The organism is Pseudonocardia sp. Ae150A_Ps1, from assembly GCF_001932315.1.
Lineage (GTDB): Bacteria > Actinomycetota > Actinomycetes > Mycobacteriales > Pseudonocardiaceae > Pseudonocardia.
Window position 1 is genome coordinate 2,758,241 of sequence record NZ_MCIJ01000001.1, and the last position, 20,115, is coordinate 2,778,355.

Sequence of the window (20,115 nt, forward strand, 5' to 3'; positions counted from 1 at the left end):
GGCGGAACTCCGTTGCTCGGGATCGGGCGGCCCTCGCAGACTCGCAGCGTGCCCGCCACCCCGCGCGACGAGCTGCACGCGACCGTCACCCGGACCTGGGGCGCCGAGGGGGCGGCCTGGCTGACCGGCCTGGACCGGCTCACCGCCCGGCTGGCGCGGGAACTCGGCCTCCGGCTCGGGCCGGTGATGCCGCAGTCGTTCCACTCGGTCCGGGCGGTGATCTGCCCGGACGGGACCCCCGCGGTGCTCAAGACCGGCGTGCCCGACGGCCACCTCGACGCCGAGATCGCCGCCCTGCGGGCCTACGACGGCCGCGGTGCCGTCCGCCTGCTGTGGGCCGACCCGGCCCGCGGCGCCCTGCTGCTGGAACGCGCCGTTCCCGGTCACGACGTCACGATCCTCCCCGACGACGACGCCGTCGCGGTGATCGCCGGACGGTTGCGCGTCCTGCACACCGCGCCGGTCCCGGCCGGGCTCGACCAAGTCCGCTCCGAGCGGGACGCCCTCGCCGCACACCTGCGCCGGTTCCCCGGCGACGACCCGCTGCCGCGCCGGCTCGTCTCGGCCGCCGCGTCACTGTGGTGCTCGTCGGCGCCGCGGGAGGTGCTGCTGCACGGCGACCTGCACCACCACAACGTCCTCGCGGGCACCCGCGAGGACTGGCTGGCGATCGACCCGCACGGCCGGGCCGGCGATCCCGGCTACGACTGCGGCCAGCTGCTGTACAACCCGCTCGACGCCGATCCCGTCCTGCTCGCGGCGCGGGCGCCGGCCCGTCTGGAACGGCTCGCGGACACCGTCGGCGTCGACCCGGACCGCGCCCTGGCCTGGGGGTTCGCGGTGTGCGTGCTGTCCGAAGTGTGGAACGCCCAGGACGGCCCGGTCGACGGGACCGCGCTGGCCGTGGCGCTGGAGCTGGAGCGCGGACTCTAGGCTGCCGATCATGCCCGTCTCCGAGACCTTCGATCCCGACGCCTGGCGGCCGGTGGAGGGGTTCTCCTTCACCGACATCACCTACCACCGTGCGGTGGCCACCGGGGCGGTGCGGATCGCGTTCGACCGGCCCGAGGTCCTCAACGCGTTCCGCCCCGGCACCGTCGACGAGCTGTTCACCGCTCTGGAGCACGCCCGGACCAGCGCCGACGTCGGCGCCGTGCTGCTGACCGGGAACGGGCCCTCCCCCAAGGACGGCAAGCGCGCCTTCTGCTCCGGCGGGGACCAGCGCATCCGCGGCCGCACCGGCTACCAGTACGCCGACGGCGACACCGCCGACACCGTGCAGGCCGGGCGGGCCGGGCGGCTCCACATCCTGGAGTGCCAGCGGCTGATCCGGTTCATGCCCAAGGTCGTCATCGCCGTGGTCAACGGCTGGGCCGCCGGTGGCGGGCACTCGCTGCACGCGGTCGCCGACCTGACCCTGGCCTCGGCCGAGCACGCCCGGTTCAAGCAGACCGACGCCGACGTCGGCTCGTTCGACGGCGGCTACGGCTCGGCGTACCTGGCCAAGCAGGTCGGGCAGAAGTTCGCCCGGGAGATCTTCTTCCTGGGCCGGACCTACTCGGCCGAGCAGATGCACCGGATGGGCGCGGTCAACGAGGTCGTCCCGCACGCCGAGCTGGAGACCACCGCGCTGCAGTGGGCCAGTGAGATCAACGGCAAGTCCCCGACCGCGCAGCGGATGCTGAAGTACGCGTTCAACCTCGCCGACGACGGCCTGGTCGGCCAGCAGCTGTTCGCCGGAGAGGCGACCCGGCTGGCGTACATGACCGACGAGGCGGTCGAGGGCCGGGACTCGTTCCTGCAGAAGCGGGACCCGGACTGGTCACCGTTCCCCTGGCACTACTGATCACTCCGCCGACGGGCGCGGGTGCGGCACCGGTGCCGGCCGCGCGGCCGCCGGGGCGGCGGGCACCGGGCTGAGGAACGCCAGTGCGGCCAGCTCGCCGGCGGCGGCGCGGTGCCCGGTCGCGGCCGGCCTGCGGCAACGCAGGGAACGCGGGCTGCCGGTCGGGGACGAGCCGGCGGGTGCGCTGTGCGACATGGGGAGCTCCTTCGACCTCCGCGGAGCGGGACGTGGTGCCGCCGCTCTCGTCCGGCCTGTCGTGCGGGAGCGGCAGTCCGTTGCAGCTCCCCTACCTCATTCGTCACATCTGATGAAGGCTCCGTTCGGACGCCACCGACGGTCGCGATCGTCACGGTGGCAGGCTGGTCCCCCATGGACGTGCGTGTGGTCGGGGTGGACGGATCGTCCGAGTCGGTGACGCGCCTGGCCGCGGCGCTGCGCTCCGCGCTCGACGGCGCCGGGCCCGCGGTCCTGCCGGTGCGGGCGGCGCCGGGCGGCGAGCCGCCGCTGCCGGAGCCGGTCGCCAGGGCCGTCGCCGCGGGGGCGCTGCCGGACGGGCTCGCCGCCGTCGTCGCCACCTCGGGATCGACCGGGGAACCGAAGCACGTCGCGCTGACCGGTGACGCGCTACGCGCCTCCGCCGCCGCCACCCACGACCGCCTCGGCGGGCCGGGGGCCTGGTTGCTCGCGCTGCCTGCCGAGCACGTCGCGGGACTGCAGGTGGTCTCGCGGGCCCTGCTGGCCGGGACGGCGTGCGTGGTGCAGGACGTCCGCGAGGGATTCCGGCCCGCCGGGTTCGCCCGGGCCACCGGCCGGATGCGGCACGGCGACCGCCGCTACACGAGCCTCGTCCCGACCCAGCTAGGCCGCGTCCTCGACCACGGCTCCGCCCCGCTGTACGCGCTCGCCGGCTACGACGCCGTGCTGGTCGGCGGGGCCGCGCTCGATCCCGCCCTGCGGGCCCGGGCCGAGGCGGCCGGGATCCGGGTGGTCGCCGCCTACGGGATGAGCGAGACCTGCGGCGGGTCGGTCTACGACGGTGTCGCACTGGAGGGTGTGTCGGTGACGATCGAGCCCGGTTCCGGACGGGTGGTGCTCGGCGGTGCGGTCGTCGCCGCCGGCTACCTCGGCGCGCCGGACGCCACCGCCGCGTCGTTCGGGCCGGACGGGTTCCGCACCGGCGATCTCGGCGAGCTCGGTCCCGACGGGCGGCTGACCGTGCTCGGCCGGGCGGACGACGTGATCAACACCGGCGGCGAGAAGGTCGCCCCGGCGGCCGTCGAGCGGGCGTTGCTGGCGCTGCCCGGGGTGGGCGGCGCCTGCGTGGTGGGGCTCCCGGACGCGGAGTGGGGCCAGGTCGTGGCCGCGCTGGTGGTGACCACCGACGACGGCGCTCCGCCGGACTCCGCGCTGCAGGACGCCGTGCGTGCGTCGTGCGGCCGGGCCGCGGTCCCGCGGACGATCCGCCGCGCCGCGGCCGTCCCGGAGCGGGGGATCGGGAAGCCCGACCGGGCCGCCGTCGCCAGGCTGTTCGCCCCGGCGAGCTGACCGGGCCGTCGTCCGCCCGGTCCGATCACCCACCGGAATCACCGGTCGCGGAGCGCTACCGAACGCGCCGCGCCGGGTGGAGAGAGAGCCACCTGGTCCAGTGAAACGGACGTACACACCTTGGAGTTGGTTAACGCAGCGTGCGTTGCGCCCCGCCTGTACATCGAGTGTGCTTCAGCCACTGACGACACACGGTCCACAGGGATCACCGGAATCACGGTCGTCACACGAGTCACACGATGCAGCGGGGGTTTGTCGACATGCGCAGGATCACGCGGACCGGGCTGCGGGGTGTCGGTCTGCTCGCCGCCACCGGCGCGCTCTGTGCGGTCGCCGTGGTGCCCGCCGTCGCGGCGGAGCCCGGGGCGAGCTGGCAGCCGGAGCTGTCCGGGGGCAGCGGTCCCGGCGTCGTCGTCGACGACGGCGGCGCCCGGTTCGACCGGGCGACGGCGGTCGGTGCACCGGCCGACGAGAGCAGCGACGCCGAGGCGTCGGCCGACCCGGTCGGCGTCGTGCCGACCGGGCTGCTGACCCTCGAACCGCACACTCTCGACGCCCCCACCCGCGAGGTCGGGTCCACCCTGGTCGCGGACACCCCGCCCGGGTCGTCCGCGACGATGGACGTCCGCGGGCGCAAGCCCGGCGGCAGCTGGACCGAGTGGATCCCGGCCGAGGGCGACCGCGCGGAGCTCCCGGAGACCGTCCGCGAGGTGCAGGGCAGGCTCGTGCTCAGCTCCACCGGGACGGCGTCGCCGTCGGTGCGGGAGGTGACGCTCACGGCCGAGCCCGCCACCGGGTCCGAGGCCGACGCCGAGTCCGGTCCGCAGGCCGAGGCCGCGCCGCGCAGCTACTCGGTGTTCGCGACCCGCGAGGGCCTCGAGGGCGGCACGACGGCCAACGGCCACAAGATCGCGCCGCGGGACCGCTTCGTCGCGCTGCCCTCCCGCCGGGCGCTGTCGGCCAACGGCAAGACCGACTACTCGGTGAAGGTGTGCGCGCCGAACGGCAGGTGCGCCATCGCGCCGGTCTGGGACATCGGGCCGTGGAACACCAAGGACGACTACTGGAACCCCTCGAACGAGCGCCAGATGTGGAAGGACCTGCCGCAGGGCCTCCCGCAGGCCGCCGCCGCCTTCCACGACGGCCACAACGGCGGCAAGGACCAGTTCGACCGCAAGCCCGCCAACCCGGCCGGGATCGACCTCGGCGACGGGATCTTCTGGGACGTCCTCGGGCTGAAGGACAACTCGCAGGTCCAGGTCGACTACCTGTGGACGGGCTCGCAGCGGCTGTCCGCGGTCGAGACCGAGGGCGCGCCGGACGTGCAGATCCTCGCCCGGCCCGAGGCCGGTGCGGAGTCCGTCGGGATCGCCGTCGACGCGACCGAGGTGCCGGTGCAGTGCACCGAGGGCGACTTCGTGCGGATCGGGGACGAGCAGTACCTGCCGTCGTCGGCGTTCGCGCAGCTCCCGGGTGACGTGCCGGGCTGCGCCGCGGCCCCCGCCGGGCCCGGTGCCGCACCCGGCCCCGCGGACGACGACGCCGCGGCGGCCCCGACCACCCCCGGTACCGCTCCGGCCGACGAGCCGGAGACGCCGGGCACCGCCCCGGCCACCCCGTCGAGCCCCTCCTCGGACACCCCGGACCCGGCCACCCCGTCCGGGACCGCGACGGGCGGGACCTCCACCACGCCGGACGCCGGCGGGGAGCCGGGTGACGAACCGGTCGACGGCCCGGACGACGGCCCGGACGACGGCCCGGTGCCCGACGGTGACCGCCAGGCCGCCGCGGGGACCGTCCCCGGGTCGGCCCAGCGGGGGCCCTCGGGCGCGCGCTGACCCCGCCGTCGCCGGCCGGTGGCCGGGTTCACCCCCGCACCGGCCGCGCTCCGGCGTCGGCCGGAACCGGATCGGGATAGATTCGCCCCGTGGCCACGACGGCAGAGTGGATCGAGGGAGCGCGCCCGCGCACCCTGCCCACCGCGATCTCCCCCGTACTCGTCGGGACCGGTGCCGCGATCGGCGCCGGTGCCGTGGCCCCGGGAGCAGCACTGCTCGCCCTGGTCGTGGCGGTCGCGCTGGTGATCGGGGTCAACTTCGCGAACGACTACTCCGACGGCATCCGCGGCACCGACGACGACCGCGTCGGCCCCCAGCGGCTCGTCGGCTCCCGCGCGGCGGAGCCGGCCACCGTCAAGGCGGCCGCGTTCGCCTGCTTCGGGGTCGCCGCGCTCGCCGGGCTCGCGCTCACCGCGGTGTCCGGACAGTGGTGGCTGATCGCCGTCGGCGCGCTGTGCATCGTCGGGGCCTGGTTCTACACCGGCGGCACCCGGCCCTACGGCTACGCCGGGCTCGGCGAGATCGCGGTCTTCGTCTTCTTCGGACCGGTCGCGGTGCTGGGGACGGCGTTCACCCAGGCCGGCACGGTCGACGCCGCCACCGTCGGGGCCTCGGCCGGTGCGGGCCTGCTGACCTGCGCGGTGCTCGTCGCGAACAACCTGCGTGACATCCCGGGCGACCGGATCGCGGGCAAGCGGACCCTCGCCGTCCGGCTGGGCGACCGCGGCACGCGGCTGCTCTACGTGCTGACGGCGCTGGTGCCCTTCGTGATCGCGGTCGGGGCGGCGTTCGACCGGCCCGGCCTGGTCGTCGCGCTGCTCGCGCTGCCCGCGGCGGTCCGGCCGGTGCGCACGGTGCTCGGCGGCGCGGACGGGCCTGCGTTGATCCCGGTGCTGCGCGACACCGGCCTGCTGCTGCTGGCCTGGGCGGTCGCCGTCGCGGTGGGCCTGACGATCGGCTGACCGTCCTCAGGACCGGTCGGCGCGCTCCCCGCCCTGGTCGTCCCGTGCCCGGGGCTCGTCGGCGCCGGCCGGCGCGTCCTGCTCCGGAGCGGGCGGCGGCCCGACGTCACCGCGCAGCTGGGCGCGCAGCGACTCGCGCTCCGCGGAGCGCCGGGCCGTCGCCGTGGCGACCGCCCGGTCCAGCCGGGCGCGCAGCCCGCGGAACAGCACCATCGACAGCGGCAGCGCGACGACCAGCGCCACGAGCAAGGCCACCAGCAGCGGGACCCCGGCGAACCCGAGCAGCAGCGCGATGACCGCGACCAGGCCCAGCCGGGCGAACGCGTAGAGCGCCACCGTGGCGGCCGGCCCGGGCTCGCCGGCGCGGGCCCGCGCCGCGGCCTGCGGCGGCGGAGTCGGAGACGTCATGGCCACCAGGGTACGGACCGCCGCGCGACCGGCGAGCGGCCACGGACCCCGGTGGCCGGCGGCGTCGCTCAGCAGGTCCCGATCGGGACGGCGTTGCGCACGGCGCCCAGGTCCGGGTTCGCGAAGAGCGGGGTGTCACCGGGCGTCACGCACTTCTCCTCGGTCGCGTAGGTGTACTCGACCCGGATGCGTTCGTTCCCCGGCGAGCAGTTGAGGTAGTTCGCCTTGTTGTTCGTCGTGTCGTTCTCGAGCGTGGAGTACCCGCACTTGGCCGCCTCCGCTGTGCCCGCACCGGCGACGACGGCGGTTCCCGCGCCCGCCACGACCGCGGACCCGACGGCCAGCGCCGCCACGGTCCCCCCGACGATCCCGCGCAGGCGGCGCCGCATCAGCAGCCTCCCTGCGCGGTCGCACCGGTGATGCCCTCGGAGCCGGTGGCGAGGCCCAGCCGGGTATCCCCCGGGGTCACGCAGACGGTCGGGGCGGCCCCGTTCGCCTGCTGCACGGCGACCTTCTGGTTACCGGGCGAGCAGTTGCCCCAGTGACCGATCTGCCGCTGCCCCCCGCCGATCGGCGCGCTGATCGGGCCCAGCGCGGCGCTGAACCCGGTCGGGGGCACGTCCTCCAGCTGCCGACTGTACCCGCACGCGACCGCCTCCGCGTCGGGGGCCGGGCCGAGCGCCCCCACGAACGACGTGACCGCCACGGCGGCCACCCCCAGCACCATCACACGACTCGGTCCACGCACCGTTCTCTCTCTGCCTCGACGTCCTCGGAACCCGCTCCTGCAGCGGGTCCGGCGGGCCGGAGTGTGGTCCGGGGGTCCCGGGAGGGCTCCCGAGCGCGCGCCGGGATCAGGCACCATGGGCGGCGCCACAGGATCGCGTGATGGTGTCCGGAACGGGACACGTTCGCCCGGGCTGTCCGATTGACTCGGATCGTCGCGTTTGCCCTTTAAGAACCCTTTACCTACCGACAACCGTTCGAGTACCTGGGGTCTGTGGTGTCACGATGGCCCGGAACACCGAGCGGTGCCCGGTCGGCGATCTCGCCGGGACGGCACCGCACACGGCACCACGCTGCACTTCCGGGAGGATTCCATGGCAGCTCCGACGCAGGCCCCCGAGCGACTGCTGACCCCGGGCGAAGTGGCCACGCTCTTCCGCGTCGACCCCAAGACCGTGACCCGCTGGGCGTCCGCCGGACGCATCGGCTCGATCCGGACCCCGGGCGGCCACCGCCGGTTCCGCGAGTCCGAGGTCCGCGGTCTCCTGGCCGACCTGACCAGTGAGGCCAGCCCCGGCCTCCGCTGAGTCACACGACCTCCGGGTGAACGCACGACTTCACCCGTACGTCAGGCCACCTTCGCTACGCTAGACAGCGGAGGTGGCCTGATGTTGTTCCTGATCCTTCTGCTCGGTGCGGCCGTCGTCGCTGTTCTGCTCGTGAGGACCCTCCGGTCCGAGCAGGTGGTCTCCGACCGGCTCCCACGACCCGACTTCCCGTGGTCCGCGGGTCAGAAGTCCGAGCGACCACGCACGACCGGTCCTGACGACGACCCCGACTTCCTGCGTCAGCTGGACGAGAAGGTCCGCAACGAGGAGGACCCGCCCGACCGCGCCTGACCCGGGCGCGCGCCCGGACACCTCCCAGGACCCCCGGGTCCACCCCGACCGTTCTCCACGAAGGGCGGTCCGCCAGCTGCGGCGGGCCGCCCTTCCGTGTGTCCGGGCAGTACAGCTAGACCGGGAACCCGTCGGCGACGGCCGCCGCGAGTTCCAGCAGCGCCGTCCGGGTGGGCTCCTCCAGGCTGTCGAGGTCGATCTCGGCGCCCTCCTCCAGGTGCGGGTCGAACGGCACCCGCACCACCGCCCGGCACCGCCCGGCGAAGTGCTCCGCGACCCGGTCCAGGTCGACCCCGCCCCCGGCCCGCCGGTAGACCGTGTTGATCACGACGACGGCGTTGCGGACCAGCGGGCCGTAGCCGTGCGCGTCCAGCCAGTCCAGCGTCGCCGAGGCACTGCGGGCGCCGTCGATGGAGCCCGACGACACGATGACCAGCTGGTCGGCCATCCCCAGCACCCCGTACATCGCGGAGTGCATGAGCCCGGTACCGCAGTCGGTCAGCACCAGGTTGTAGAAGTGTTCGAGGAGGTCGACCGCGCGCCGGTAGTCGTCCTCGCTGAACGCCTCCGACACCGCCGGGTCCTGCTCGCTGGCCAGCACCTCGAGCCGGGACACGCCCTGCGAGGTGTAGGCGCGCACGTCGCTGTAGCGGCGCACCTTGTCCGAGTCGCGCAGCAGGTGCCGGACGGTCGCCGTCGTCTCCAGCGGGATCTTCTGGCTGAGCGTGCCGCGGTCCGGGTTCGCGTCGACCGCGACGACCCGGTCACCCCGGTGCGAGGCGAAGGTCGCGCCCAGGGTGGCGGTCACCGTCGTCTTCCCGACGCCGCCCTTCAGGCTCAGCATCGCGATCTTGTGCGAGCTGATCAGGGGGCGGTTCAGCCGGGAGACCAGCTCGCGGCGGTGGATCTCGGCGGGGCTCTCGCCCGGGTTCACGAGCCCGCGGGTCAGCACGTAGACCAGCCGGCGCCAGCCGCTCGCCGGAGCGCGGCGGGCCCCGTGGGCGCCCCGGGACGGGGCCAGGTCCAGGCCGCCGTGCGGCTCGCTGCCGCGACGGTGCTGGGCGGCGCGGGCCTCCACGGCCTCCGGCGGCGTCCAGCGCGGGCGCCGGGGCTCCTCCCGGGAGCCGCGGTCGGTGGCGTCGCGCTCGGCAGCGTCGCGGTCCCAGGACGCGCGCCAGGGTCGCTCCACCGCAGGCCGGGCGACGCTGTCGGAGCGGGCGGGGTCCTCGCCACGGGGCCGCTCCCCGGGCCGCGCCGCGGGTCCGTCACCCGCGCGGGACGGACGACGATCCGGTTCCGCCGCGGCCGCCGGTACCTGTTCCGCGGCCGGAGCGGATCCGCGGGCCGGTTCCCGGGACGAGGCGCCGGCCGCCGGGTCGGTGTCCCGGGACGGCGCAGCCTCCTGGCGCGGCGCGGGCGCCTCGTCGGTCGCCGGGTCCGGGGCCCGCGTCCCGGCGGGGGCCTGCCCCGTGACCGGGTCCGCGGCACCGGGCTCGGCGGCCTCGTCGCGGGCGGCCGGTGCGTCCGGGCGACGCCAGATCACCTCGTCGTCCGAGTCGTCGCGGGCGGCGGGCGCGGGCACCGCCCACCACGGCTCCGGATCGCCACCGCCCGTCCGGTAGAGCCCGGTGTCGTCGGGCCCGTGGTCGGTCTCCGACGCCGCGACCGGGTCGGCGGCGCGGTGCCTGCCGTCGTCGTGCCGGTCCCCACCGGCCGCGTCGTCGCCGGAGCCGTCCGCCTCCCCGGGGCCCGGCGAGGTGCCGGGCGCAGGGTCCTCGGCGGCGTCGGGCGACGCGCGGTGTAGGGCGGACAGGTCCAGGCCGTGCGGCGGGGTGGAGGGGTCGATCTCGTCGACCAGGTCGTCGTCGACGTCGGGCAGCTCGCTGCCCCACGCCGACCCGGACAGTGGCGTCCGGGTGCCCACACCGGCCCGCCCCGGCGCCGGGGCGGACGCGGCCCGCTCGGCCGCCGACGGCGGGCGCTGCTCGGCCGCGCCGGAGGAGCGCGCCGGACCCGCGTCCGGCTGCGCTGCGTCATCGCCGCCCGTGCGGCGACGCCGTCCGAAGGACCGTCCGGCGTTGTCCGCCGCACCCCAGCGCTCCCGCACGTAGCGACCCACCGACCCGTCGGGCTGCTCGCCGGAACCGTTCTCACTCACGGGTCATGACGTTAGCCCGGTCGAACCCGGGTGGTCGAGCCGTCAGAAGCCCGCGTACGAGTGGAGCCCGGAGACCACCATGTTGATGAAGAAGAGATTGAACACGATCGTGGCGAAGCCCAGGACGTTGATCCAGGCCGCCCGGGAGGACCGCCACCCGGACGTGGCCCGCGCGTGCAGGTACGCCGCGTACAGGACCCAGGCCACGAACGCGACGGTCTCCTTCGGGTCCCAGCCCCAGAACCGGTTCCACGCGGCCTCGGCCCACACGGCGCCGGTGATGATCCCGAACGTGTACAGCGGGAACGCCAGCACGGTGACCCGGTAGGCCAGCCGGTCGAGCGCCTCCGCCGACGGCAGCTTGCCCGCCAGCCCCGACGGCTTCCCGCTGCGCTTCATGAGGAACAGCAGGCTCGACACCCCGGGGATGAGCAGCAGTCCGGACGCCAGCGTGATCGTCGTGACGTGGATGATGATCCAGTACGACTGCAGCGCGGGCAGCACCGGCGCCGCCTCGAGGTAGAGCACCGTGCCGGTGACGAACATCAGCAGCACGACCGGCGTGAGCACGAACACACCCGCCGGCCGCAGGGCCGGGTGCCTCCGGAGGAGCACCAGCCACGCGACGACCGCCATGAAGCACAGGGCCGAGGTGAACTCGTACATGTTGCCGAGTGGCCAGCGGTAGGCGGCGAACCCGCGCAGCACGATCGACCCGATGTGGGTGAGCGCCGCCAGGACCATGAGCGAGACGCCGATCCGGCCGTACCGGTCCGACCGGGGACGGCCCGGCGCCTCACCGGCGTCGTCCGGGGCCTCCGCCACGGCGACGGCCGTGTCGCCCTCGCCCGCTCCCCCGACCGTGGCCGGTTCCTTGCTGGTCGCCTTCGCCACCCGGGCGGCGGCGTACTCCAGCGTGGTGAACACCAGTGCGAGCAGGAGCACGACGAGCGTGGCCTGGAACAGGTGGTCGCTCCACTCCGACAACACGGGATCGACGAGCATCTGACCTCAACCGTCCTTCTTCGTCGTCTTCTCGAGCAGTTCCCCCGCGAGCCGGTCGAACTCCTCGCCGTACCCGGCCCGGTCCGTGCGGGCCAGGCCACCGGTCTCGATCCGGCTACCGCCGTCACGGGGCACGACCCGCACCCAGAACCGGCGGCGCTTGATCGTCAGTGACAGGGTCAGCCCGCCCAGCATCACGATCGCCGACACGAGCACCCAGGACTGCGTCGGGTCGTGGCCGACCAGCAGGTTCACCCAGGGCGTCACCCCGTCGAACCGGACGACCGTCCCGTCGGGCAGCCGTACCGTGTCACCGATGCCCAGCCGGGCCTGGGCGACCGACCGCAGCTCGCCGTCGTCGATCTTCTGCTGGTCGACGCTGAAGATCGACTGGCCGCGGCCGTCGTCGATGCCCAGGTCGCCGAGCATGACGTCCACGTCCGCCGTCGGCGCCCGCAGGTCCGGGTGCACCGAGGCGAGGTTCCCCTCCTGGTCGACCGCGCCGGTCGGGGCGAACGTGCCGGTCACCGCGAGCTGCGTGGTGCGCCGCACGTCCGGGTCGGTGACACCGGGTCGCTCGAACTTGGTCGCGCCCTCCGACAGCTGGGTGCCGCCCTGGTCCACCGGCCGCCACTGGATGTCGCCGGTGCGGCTCTGGCCGTCCGGCCAGGTGACGGTGAACTCCGGCGCGTACCCGTAGCCGGTCATGTAGACGCGGTCGCCGTCGGTGCGCAGCGGGTGGTTCACGGCGAGCTCGTACGGGCGCCAGGTCGTGACGCCGTTCTCGAGGTCCTCGCCGGTCTGGTAGCCGATCTGCGACGCGAACGACGACGCCTGGCCGTTGGGGAGCCAGCTCCCGTCGAACCGGTCGACCTTGACGCAGAACTCGTTGAGCTCGGTGCCGTCGATGCGCAGGCCGGCGTTGAACGTGTCGTAGCCGAGGATCGAGCTGTTGCAGAACTCGCTGCCGTCGGCGCGGACGATGACGTCGCCGTCGTAGCCGTAGAGCTTGCCGCCCGCCATGCCGACCAGGATCCCGATCAGGCTGAGGTGGAAGATCAGGTTGCCGGTCTCGCGCAGGTACCCGCGCTCGACGGAGATCGTCCGGGACCCGTCGTCCTCGGCGCGCTCGGTCCGCCGCCAGCCGCGCAGCAGCGTCCGGGCCCGGGTGAGCACCGCGTCCGGGTCCTCGGCGCTGTCGCCCCCGGTGTGGTGCGGCAGCCGGGACAGGTTCCGCGGGGTCCGCACGGGGGGCTGGCGCATGCCGCGCCAGAACTCCAGCGAGCGGGGCAGCACGCAGCCGACCAGGGAGATCATCAGCAGCAGGTAGATGGCCGCGAACCACGGGGTCGCGAACACCTCGAAGCCGCCGACGGCCTCGACGACCGGGGCCACGAGCGGGTTGTCGGCGTAGAAGTCGTCTACCAGCGACGCGTTCAGCGAGCGCTGCGGAAGCAGCGCACCGGGGAGCGCGGCCAGCGCCAGCAGGAACAGCAGCACCAGGGCGGTGCGCATGCTGGTCAGGCCACGCCAAGTGTTGCGCAGGAACGCCCACACCGTGGACAGCGGTCCCGGCCGGTGCGACGGTGGCTCGCCGTCCGGTGACGTCACGGGCGGCTGCGGCGGGGCGGTCGGCGGGGAGCTCATCTAGATGGGCGGGGTGAACCCGGCGATCGAGACCTGCAGGGCGACCAGCCACCGGGCCCAGAGCCCGGAGACCAGCAGGGCACCGACGACGACCAGCAGCGCCCCGCCGGCGACCTGGATCGCCCGGGTGTGCCTGCGCAGCCAGCCCAGCGCACCGACCGCGCGGGTGGCGCCGAGCGCGATCAGCACGAACGGGATGCCCAGCCCCGCGCAGTAGGCGAGGATCAGGACGACGCCGCGCAGCGATCCGCCACCGGTGCCCGCGGCGACGGCGACGACACCGGCCAGCGTCGGGCCGATGCAGGGCACCCAGCCCAGCCCGAACACGGCGCCCAGCAGCGGGGCGCCGGCCAGCCCGGCGCGGGGGGTCCAGTGCGCGCGGTACTCACGCTGGAGCGCGGGGATGAGCCCGGCGAACGCCAGCCCCATCACGATCATCACGACGCCGCCGATCCGCTGGAGCACGGCCTCGTTGTCGATCAGCACGTCGGACAGCCAGACGGCACCGACCATGATCGCGCCGAAGACGACGGTGAACCCGCCGACGAACAGCAGCGCGGCGCCGGCGACCCGCCAGCGGCCGTCGGCGGTGCGTCGCCCGGCGACGACGGTGCCGCCCGGCCCGGTGGCCCCCGGCCCGGCGGACCGGGCGGCGGCGCGCTCGGCGGCCTCGGCCGGCGTCACCGGCGGGGACTGCGCACCGACGAGCCCGGCCAGGTACGCGAGGTAGCCGGGGACCAGTGGGACGACGCACGGCGAGGCGAAGCTGACCAGCCCGGCGGCGACCGAGACCAGCGCTGCGAGCAGCAGCGGTCCCGAGATCGCCAGTGTGGTGGTCGCGTCCATCGAATCCCAGGGTAGAAGGGCGACACGCCGCAACGTTCAGCGGGTTCTACAACGTGTAGTGCGACCGTGTGGTCGCCGTGGGTCACCCGGTCGCGGCCGGTGCCGGTTCCGCGGCCAGCTTCGTGATCAGCGGCAACAGGTCCGAGCTGCCCACCGGCACCAGGAACACCGCCGCGACCCGGGCCTGGCGGTCCAGCACGATCGTCGACGGGACGACGTTGCGCGGGTACCCGTCGAGCCGGGCGAGGGTGCGGCCGGACTCGTCGAAGATCGAGTCGTAGGTGAGCCCGCGGTCGTTCACGAAGTCCTGCGCCGCCTGCCGGTCGTCGCGGACGTCGATGCCGAGCACGACGGCGTCGTCGCGGGCGGTGTCCTGCACCGCCTGCAGCTCCGGTGCCTCGGTACGGCACGGGCCGCACCACGAACCCCAGATGTTGATCACGCGGACCATGCCGGGGTGGTCGCCGATCCCGACCTCCGTCCCGGGCCTCAGCAGGCTCTCGCCCCGCAGGTCGGTGATCGGGCTGCGGCTCTCCGGCGGGTCGTAGGTGATCCGGGTCTGGCCGCCCGGGGCGACGAACCGGAACTCCTGCGGCCCGGAGCCGACGGCGTCGCGGCCGACACCGCAGCCCCCCACCAGCAGCAGCGCGGCGAGCAGCGGGAGCAGGACGCGCCTCATGCGCCGGTCACCATCGCGCCGCTGGGCCCGGCCGGCTCGGCGTAGCGGAGCCCGGTCATCCGCGCCCCGGTGAACTCGACGCTGGTCAGCGACGCGAGCGCGCACTGCCTGCGGCGCGGGTCGTGCCAGAGCCGCTGCCCGAGCAGGTAGCGGCGCACCGTCCAGATCGGCAGCTGGTGCGAGACACAGACGATCTCCCGGCCGGGTGCCAGCTCCCGCGCGGCGTGCAGCGCGCCCAGCATCCGGTGCGCGATGTCGAGGTACGGCTCGCCCCAGGACGGTGTGAACGGGTCACGCAGCAGCCGCCAGGCGTGCGGGCGCCGCAGCGCGCCGTCGCCGACGGCGAAGCGCTTGCCCTCGAAGAGGTTCCCGGACTCGATCAGCCCGTCGTCGGTGCCGATCTCGACACCGTGCGCGTCCGCGATCGGGCCCGCCGTCTGCTGCGCGCGCAGCAGCGGCGAGGCGACGACCGCCGCGACGTCGTTGTCACCGAGGTGCAGGGCGACCGTCTTGGCCTGCGCCTCGCCGTGGTCGGAGAGGCGGAAGCCCGGTCGGCGGCCGTAGAGCACCTTCTCCGGGTTGTGCACCTCGCCGTGCCGCAGCAGGTGCACGACGGTCACCGGGCCGCTCGGGGCGGGGCTGGTCCGGTCGCCCACGCTCAGGCCCCGTCCGGACGGGTGGCGGACGCGGCGGCCTTCGCGGCGGCGTCGACACCGGTCTCGATCTGCTCGAACGCGGCGTCGTCGAGGGCGGTGGAGACGAACCACCCCTCGAACGCCGACGGCGGCGAGTAGACGCCGTGGTCGAGCAGGGCGTGGAAGAACGCCGGGTGCCGCCAGGTCTCGGCGGCCTTCGCGCCGGCGTAGCCCGTGACCGGGGTGTCGGTGAAGAACGGGGAGAACATGGTGCCCGCGTACTGCACGGTGTGCGGGACGCCCTCGCGGGTCAGCGCGTCGGTGACCATCCGGCCGATCCGGTCGGCGTTCGCCGCCAGGGTCGCGTAGGCGGCGTCGTCGGCGTTGCGGAGCGTGGTGAGCCCCGCGGCGACGGCGACCGGGTTCCCGGCGAGGGTGCCCGCCTGGTAGACCGGCCCGGCCGGGGCCAGGAACGACATGTGCTCGACGGAACCCCCGAACACGGCCGCCGGGAGCCCGCCAGACATGACCTTGCCGAAGGTGTAGAGGTCGCCGGCGACGCCGTCGCAGCCGAACCAGCCCTGCTTCGACGCACGGAAGCCGGTCATCACCTCGTCGACCACCAGCAGCGCGCCGTTCGCGTGGCACAGGTCCCGCAGGGCGGCGTTGAAGCCCTCGACCGGCGGGACGACGCCCATGTTCCCGGCCGCCGCCTCGGTGATCACGCAGGCGATGTCCGCACCGCGCTCGGCGAACACCGCACGGACGGCGTCGACGTCGTTGTAGGGCAGGACGACCGTGTCGGCCGCCTGCGCCCCGGTGACGCCCGGGCTGGTCGGCAGGCCGAGCGTCGCGACCCCGGACCCCGCGTCGGCGAGCAGCGCGTCGACGTGGCCGTGGTAGCAGCCGGAGAACTTGACGACCACGCTGCGGCCGGTGATCCCGCGGGCGAGCCGGATCGCGCTCATCGTCGCCTCGGTGCCCGAGTTGACCAGCCGGACCTGCTCGACCGGGGTCCGGTCGACGATCTCGGCGGCCAGGTCGATCTCCCCCGGCGTCGGCGTGCCGAACGACAGGCCCTGCGACGCCGCGGACCGCACCGCCTCGACGACGGCCGGGTGCGCGTGCCCGAGGATCATCGGCCCCCAGGACGACACCAGGTCGACGTAGCGGCCGCCGTCGGCGTCGGTCATCCGGCAGCCGTCGGCGGCGACCATGAACCGCGGGGTCCCTCCGACCGAGTTGAACGCACGGACCGGGGAGTTCACCCCGCCCGGGATCAGCTCGGTCGCCCGCTCGAACAGGCGGGCCGACTCCTTCGGTTCCGGGTTCTGCGGAGTGCTCACGCCGCCAGTCTCCCAGCCGTCAGGCAGGCCGCTGTGCGGCCCCGACCTTGCGGGAGGCGTACCACTCGTTCGCCGGGCGGCTGTAGAGCATCACGACGCCGGCCGAGGCGACCGCCACCACCAGCACCGCGAACAGCGGCAGCGACGACGCCATGATCAGCAGCAACGGCAGCCCGTAGACGCCGGTGAGGATCGCGACCGTGAGCCGTGCCCCCGGCCGCCCGAGGAACGCCACGACGGCCAGCGCCGCGTAGACCAGCGCCAGCACCAGGAAGATCCCGCCCATCACCCGGAACAGCTGGGTCAGCTGGTCCATCGTGATCCCGGCCTGCGCCATCGCCTGGTCGAGCTGGTCGCGCGGGATGCCGGACTCGTCCAGGAGCGCGTCGTCCACCGTGAGGAACATCGTCGTGATCCCCATGACCAGGAACGGGACCGTCGCGGCGATCAGCAGGATCAGCCCGGTCAGCATCTGGCGCGGCCGCACGACCTTCCCGCCACCGGACGGTGCCGGGCCCCAGCCGCTCGCGGTGTTCCACTGCGGGGCCTGGCCGGCCTGGTCCGGGGCCTGCTGCGGGTACGGCGCGGGCTGCATACCCGGGGTCCAGCCCTGCGGGTAGGGGTTCTGCGGGTACTGCGGGTAGGCCCCCGACGACGGGCCCGGCCGGTAGTACTGCGGTGGGCCCTGCTGTCCGGGGTCGTTGCTCACGCCCACCACGGTAGCCGGACAGGTGTCCGGTTTGCCACGTTCGGCGGTACCGCGGACGGGTTCGCCTCAGCTCGCGGCCCGTGGCCTCCGCCCGGCGGACCGGGGCCGGTCCTTCCGGAGAATCGCTTCCCCAGGCAGCGATCTCGCAGAACCCACCCATCCCGCAGACCCCGGCATCGGTGCGCGGACGCGGTCGCCCCACGCGGAGCAGACCGGGAGCGGCCCGGCGCAGAGGCTCAGTCCAGCCAGCCCGCGGCCTCGGTGGCCCAGTAGGTGAGGACGACGTCGGCGCCCGCCCGGCGGATCGACGTGAGGGTCTCCAGGATCGTCCGGTCGCGGTCCAGCCAGCCCTTCTCGACGGCAGCCTCGATCATCGCGTACTCGCCGGAGATCTGGTACGCCGCGACGGGGACGTCGGCGACGTCGGCGACGCGGGAGAGCACGTCGAGATAGGCCAGCGCGGGCTTCACCATGACCATGTCGGCGCCCTCGTCGAGGTCGAGGGCGAGCTCGCGCAGGGCCTCGCGGGCGTTGCCGCCGTCCTGCTGGTAGGTCTTGCGGTCGCCCTTGAGCTGCGAGTTCACCGCCTCGCGGAACGGCCCGTAGAACGCCGAGGCGTACTTCACCGTGTAGGCCAGGATGCCGGTGTCGGTGAACCCGGCCTCGTCGAGCGCCTCCCGGATGACGCCGACCTGGCCGTCCATCATCCCGCTCGGCCCGACCAGGTGGGCGCCGGCGCGGGCCTGCTCGACGCCCATCCGCGCGTAGACGTCGAGGGTGGCGTCGTTGTCGACCCCGCCCTCGGCGTCGAGCACGCCGCAGTGGCCGTGGTCGGTGAACTCGTCGAGGCACAGGTCGGCCATGACGACGAGATCGTCGCCGACCTCGGCCCGCACGTCGCGCAGCGCGACGTTGAGGATCCCGTCGGGGTCGACGGCGCCGGAGCCGGTCGCGTCGTGCACCGCGGGGACACCGAACAGCATCACCCCGCCGACGCCGGCCGACGCCGCCTCCGCGACCGCCTTGCGCAGGGTGTCGCGGGTGTGCTGGACGACGCCGGGCATCGACGAGATCGGCACCGGTTCGGTCGCGCCCTCACGGACGAACATCGGCAGCACCAGCTGCCGGGGACGGACCTCGGTCTCGGAGACCAGCCGCCGCATCGCGGGGGTGGTCCGCAACCGACGGGGGCGCTGCGCCGGGAAACCCATGCGCTCCAGGTTACGACCGCCCCGGACACACGTCGGCCCCGCGTCCCCCGGCGGGCGGGGTACACGGGGCCGGACGGGCGCGCCGCTCAGCGGCCGACTCGATGCGCCGCTCAGCGGCGGCGAGCCTTGACCTTCTTCGGCGGCGGGAGGTTCCCCTCGGCGCGCAGCTTCGCGGTGTGCGAGGCCAGCGCGTCGACCAGGGTCGGGACCCGGGACTCCTCGGGCTGCACGTCCACCCGCAGGCCGAACTCGCGGGCGGTCTCCGCGGTCGCCGGGCCGATGCAGGCGACCAGGGTCCGGGCGTGCGGCTTGCCGGCGATGCCGACCAGGTTCCGCACCGTCGACGACGAGGTGAAGCAGACCGCGTCGAACCCGCCGGTCTTGATCGCCTCACGGATCGGCGCGGGCGGCGGGGCGGCGCGGACGGTCCGGTAGGCCGTCACGTCGTCGACCTCCCAGCCGCGCTCCTGCAGCCCGGCGGACAGCGTCTCGGTGGCGATGTCCGCGCGCGGGAGGAGGACGCGGTCGACCGGGTCCAGGACGTCGTCGTGCGGCGGGAAGATGTCCAGCAGGCCCTCGGAGGTGGAGGACTGCGCCTCGTCGATGTCCGGGACCAGCTCGGGCTCGATGCCGAACTCGCGGACCTTCTCCGCGGTCGACCGGCCCACGCAGGCGATCTTCACGCCGGAGAACGCGCGGGCGTCGAGACCGAACTCGTGGAACTTCTCCCAGACGGCCTTCACCGCGTTGGTCGAGGTGAAGACGACCCACTGGTAGCGGCCGTCGACGAGGCCCTTGACCGAGCGCTCCATCTGCGCGGGCGACCGGGGCGGCTCGACGGCGATCGTCGGCACCTCCTCCGGGATGGCACCGTGCATGCGCAGCCGCTCGCTCATCACGCCGGCCTGGTCCTTGGTCCGCGGGACCAGCACCCGCCAGCCGTACAGCGCGCGGGACTCCCACCAGGAGAGCTCGCCACGGCGGCCTGCGGCGTCGCCCACGGCCAGGACCAGCGGGCCCTCGAGGTCGCCGCCGTCGGAGGCGAGCTTGCCGACCGACGACGAGACGGTCCGCTGGGTGGAGGTGGTGCCGCCCGAGGTGACCGCGACGGGGGTCTCGCCGGGCACGCCCTGGGCGGAGAGCCCGGCCGCGACGTCGCCGAGGAGCGCACCGGTGGCGTGCAGCACGACCGGCCCGGGCGACGCGGCCAGCGCCGCCCAGTCGACGCCCGCGCGGACGTCGGCCTCGACGTGCGCCGAGCCCAGGGCGACACCGGCGTAGGCCGGGACCGCCGTGGACGCGGGCACGCCCGGCACGACGTCGAACGCCGTGCCCGAGGCGGAGACGGCCATCGCCTCGGCGACGACCGCGTCGTTGGTCAGCGGGTCGCCGGAGACCAGCCGGGCCACCGACCGGCCCTGGCCGGCCTCGCCGAGCAGGTCGCTCGCGATGTCGGCGGGCTGGCCGACGGCGGGCCGCACCTCGGCCCCGTCGGCGGCGAGGGCGAGGATCGACTCCGGCACGTCCGGGTCGGTGATCACCAGCGGTGAGCCGGCGAGCACGTCCCGGGCGCGGACGGTGAGCAGTGCCGGGTCACCCGGTCCGCTGCCCACGAAGGCGATCCGCCCCGGGGTGTTGGCAGGTCCTGTCATCGT

General features: G+C 74.6%; 20 protein-coding genes and 1 pseudogene. 7 read left to right on the forward strand and 14 right to left on the reverse strand.

The features are described from left to right. The first annotated feature begins 48 nt into the window (after positions 1-48). On the forward strand, positions 49-933 hold the full coding sequence (locus Ae150APs1_RS12745; RefSeq protein ID WP_083680095.1) for an aminoglycoside phosphotransferase family protein: 885 nt from the start codon (positions 49-51) through the stop codon (positions 931-933). Positions 934-943: 10 nt separating this feature from the next. After that, complete coding sequence (locus Ae150APs1_RS12750; RefSeq protein WP_010231195.1) at positions 944-1,846, forward strand: 1,4-dihydroxy-2-naphthoyl-CoA synthase; 903 nt, start codon at positions 944-946, stop codon at positions 1,844-1,846. On the opposite strand, the gene Ae150APs1_RS12755 is transcribed toward Ae150APs1_RS12750, so the two are convergent. Continuing rightward, complete coding sequence (locus Ae150APs1_RS12755; protein ID WP_060574780.1) at positions 1,847-2,041, reverse strand: hypothetical protein; 195 nt, start codon at positions 2,039-2,041, stop codon at positions 1,847-1,849. Positions 2,042-2,221: 180 nt separating this feature from the next. Between Ae150APs1_RS12755 and menE the strand changes: the two genes are divergently transcribed. The 3 genes from menE to Ae150APs1_RS12770 all read left to right on the forward strand — a co-directional run bounded on the left by menE (position 2,222) and on the right by Ae150APs1_RS12770 (position 6,191). Continuing rightward, on the forward strand, positions 2,222-3,391 hold the full coding sequence (menE, locus tag Ae150APs1_RS12760; RefSeq protein ID WP_075302043.1) for an o-succinylbenzoate--CoA ligase: 1,170 nt from the start codon (positions 2,222-2,224) through the stop codon (positions 3,389-3,391). A gap of 260 nt (positions 3,392-3,651) precedes the next feature. After that, complete coding sequence (locus tag Ae150APs1_RS12765; protein WP_075297706.1) at positions 3,652-5,229, forward strand: hypothetical protein; 1,578 nt, start codon at positions 3,652-3,654, stop codon at positions 5,227-5,229. 89 nt (positions 5,230-5,318) lie between these two features. Beyond that, entirely contained in the window at positions 5,319-6,191 is an 873-nt protein-coding gene (locus tag Ae150APs1_RS12770) for a 1,4-dihydroxy-2-naphthoate polyprenyltransferase (RefSeq protein ID WP_075297708.1), read from the forward strand. A 6-nt stretch (positions 6,192-6,197) separates the two neighbouring features. Here Ae150APs1_RS12770 and Ae150APs1_RS12775 read toward each other — a convergent pair whose 3' ends face one another. From Ae150APs1_RS12775 to Ae150APs1_RS12785, 3 genes are all read right to left on the reverse strand, one after another. Continuing rightward, positions 6,198-6,599, reverse strand: coding sequence for a DUF4229 domain-containing protein (locus Ae150APs1_RS12775; RefSeq protein ID WP_083680096.1), 402 nt, complete (start codon positions 6,597-6,599; stop codon positions 6,198-6,200). A gap of 68 nt (positions 6,600-6,667) precedes the next feature. Further along, positions 6,668-6,988 (reverse strand): DUF6355 family natural product biosynthesis protein, encoded by a 321-nt coding sequence (locus Ae150APs1_RS12780; protein WP_010224107.1) that lies wholly within the window; start codon positions 6,986-6,988, stop codon positions 6,668-6,670. Then, the gene (locus tag Ae150APs1_RS12785; RefSeq protein ID WP_060574777.1) at positions 6,988-7,314 is read right to left on the reverse strand and encodes a hypothetical protein; all 327 of its coding nucleotides are present in this window, start codon (positions 7,312-7,314) and stop codon (positions 6,988-6,990) included. Before Ae150APs1_RS12785 ends, Ae150APs1_RS12780 begins: the two co-directional genes overlap by 1 nt. Positions 7,315-7,699: 385 nt before the next feature. Between Ae150APs1_RS12785 and Ae150APs1_RS12790 the strand changes: the two genes are divergently transcribed. Then, positions 7,700-7,912, forward strand: coding sequence for a BldC family transcriptional regulator (locus tag Ae150APs1_RS12790; RefSeq protein WP_010224110.1), 213 nt, complete (start codon positions 7,700-7,702; stop codon positions 7,910-7,912). 81 nt (positions 7,913-7,993) lie between these two features. Beyond that, on the forward strand, positions 7,994-8,224 hold the full coding sequence (locus tag Ae150APs1_RS12795; RefSeq protein ID WP_010224112.1) for a hypothetical protein: 231 nt from the start codon (positions 7,994-7,996) through the stop codon (positions 8,222-8,224). A 115-nt stretch (positions 8,225-8,339) separates the two neighbouring features. Here Ae150APs1_RS12795 and Ae150APs1_RS33565 read toward each other — a convergent pair. The 10 genes and pseudogenes from Ae150APs1_RS33565 to Ae150APs1_RS12845 form a co-directional block, all read right to left on the reverse strand. Then, positions 8,340-9,215, reverse strand: a pseudogene (locus tag Ae150APs1_RS33565) (MinD/ParA family protein); the annotation flags it as partial. A gap of 1,209 nt (positions 9,216-10,424) precedes the next feature. Further along, on the reverse strand, positions 10,425-11,387 hold the full coding sequence (gene ccsB / locus Ae150APs1_RS12805; protein WP_075297710.1) for a c-type cytochrome biogenesis protein CcsB: 963 nt from the start codon (positions 11,385-11,387) through the stop codon (positions 10,425-10,427). A gap of 6 nt (positions 11,388-11,393) precedes the next feature. Then, a complete protein-coding gene (locus tag Ae150APs1_RS12810) occupies positions 11,394-13,034 on the reverse strand; it encodes a cytochrome c biogenesis protein ResB (RefSeq protein ID WP_075297712.1) in 1,641 nt (546 codons plus the stop codon). Continuing rightward, positions 13,035-13,880: a cytochrome c biogenesis protein CcdA gene (locus Ae150APs1_RS12815; RefSeq protein ID WP_060574776.1), complete on the reverse strand. Its 846-nt coding sequence runs from the start codon at positions 13,878-13,880 to the stop codon at positions 13,035-13,037. 82 nt (positions 13,881-13,962) lie between these two features. Next, positions 13,963-14,559, reverse strand: a complete 597-nt coding sequence (locus Ae150APs1_RS12820; protein WP_075297714.1) for a TlpA disulfide reductase family protein — start codon at positions 14,557-14,559, stop codon at positions 13,963-13,965. Beyond that, entirely contained in the window at positions 14,556-15,179 is a 624-nt protein-coding gene (locus Ae150APs1_RS12825; protein WP_060576437.1) for a histidine phosphatase family protein, read from the reverse strand. Before Ae150APs1_RS12825 ends, Ae150APs1_RS12820 begins: the two co-directional genes overlap by 4 nt. 38 nt (positions 15,180-15,217) lie before the next feature. Continuing rightward, a complete protein-coding gene (gene hemL, locus Ae150APs1_RS12830; RefSeq protein ID WP_075297716.1) occupies positions 15,218-16,540 on the reverse strand; it encodes a glutamate-1-semialdehyde 2,1-aminomutase in 1,323 nt (440 codons plus the stop codon). Between the two features lie 19 nt (positions 16,541-16,559). Further along, the gene (locus tag Ae150APs1_RS12835; RefSeq protein ID WP_139316885.1) at positions 16,560-17,249 is read right to left on the reverse strand and encodes a hypothetical protein; all 690 of its coding nucleotides are present in this window, start codon (positions 17,247-17,249) and stop codon (positions 16,560-16,562) included. A 236-nt stretch (positions 17,250-17,485) separates the two neighbouring features. After that, a complete protein-coding gene (gene hemB, locus Ae150APs1_RS12840; RefSeq protein WP_075297720.1) occupies positions 17,486-18,460 on the reverse strand; it encodes a porphobilinogen synthase in 975 nt (324 codons plus the stop codon). A gap of 110 nt (positions 18,461-18,570) precedes the next feature. After that, positions 18,571-20,112 (reverse strand): uroporphyrinogen-III synthase, encoded by a 1,542-nt coding sequence (locus Ae150APs1_RS12845; RefSeq protein ID WP_029239855.1) that lies wholly within the window; start codon positions 20,110-20,112, stop codon positions 18,571-18,573. Positions 20,113-20,115: the final 3 nt, after the last annotated feature.

Coding starts and splice junctions, on each gene's coding strand:
- Ae150APs1_RS12750 (WP_010231195.1), top strand. CDS start 944: ATGCCCGTCTCCGAGACCTTCGATCCCGACGCCTGGCGGCCGGTGGAG.
- Ae150APs1_RS12755 (WP_060574780.1), bottom strand. CDS start 2,041: ATGTCGCACAGCGCACCCGCCGGCTCGTCCCCGACCGGCAGCCCGCGT.
- Ae150APs1_RS12765 (WP_075297706.1), top strand. CDS start 3,652: ATGCGCAGGATCACGCGGACCGGGCTGCGGGGTGTCGGTCTGCTCGCC.
- Ae150APs1_RS12775 (WP_083680096.1), bottom strand. CDS start 6,599: ATGACGTCTCCGACTCCGCCGCCGCAGGCCGCGGCGCGGGCCCGCGCC.
- Ae150APs1_RS12780 (WP_010224107.1), bottom strand. CDS start 6,988: ATGCGGCGCCGCCTGCGCGGGATCGTCGGGGGGACCGTGGCGGCGCTG.
- Ae150APs1_RS12790 (WP_010224110.1), top strand. CDS start 7,700: ATGGCAGCTCCGACGCAGGCCCCCGAGCGACTGCTGACCCCGGGCGAA.
- Ae150APs1_RS12795 (WP_010224112.1), top strand. CDS start 7,994: ATGTTGTTCCTGATCCTTCTGCTCGGTGCGGCCGTCGTCGCTGTTCTG.
- ccsB (WP_075297710.1), bottom strand. CDS start 11,387: ATGCTCGTCGATCCCGTGTTGTCGGAGTGGAGCGACCACCTGTTCCAG.
- Ae150APs1_RS12810 (WP_075297712.1), bottom strand. CDS start 13,034: ATGAGCTCCCCGCCGACCGCCCCGCCGCAGCCGCCCGTGACGTCACCG.
- Ae150APs1_RS12815 (WP_060574776.1), bottom strand. CDS start 13,880: ATGGACGCGACCACCACACTGGCGATCTCGGGACCGCTGCTGCTCGCA.
- Ae150APs1_RS12820 (WP_075297714.1), bottom strand. CDS start 14,559: ATGAGGCGCGTCCTGCTCCCGCTGCTCGCCGCGCTGCTGCTGGTGGGG.
- hemB (WP_075297720.1), bottom strand. CDS start 18,460: ATGGGTTTCCCGGCGCAGCGCCCCCGTCGGTTGCGGACCACCCCCGCG.
- Ae150APs1_RS12845 (WP_029239855.1), bottom strand. CDS start 20,112: ATGACAGGACCTGCCAACACCCCGGGGCGGATCGCCTTCGTGGGCAGC.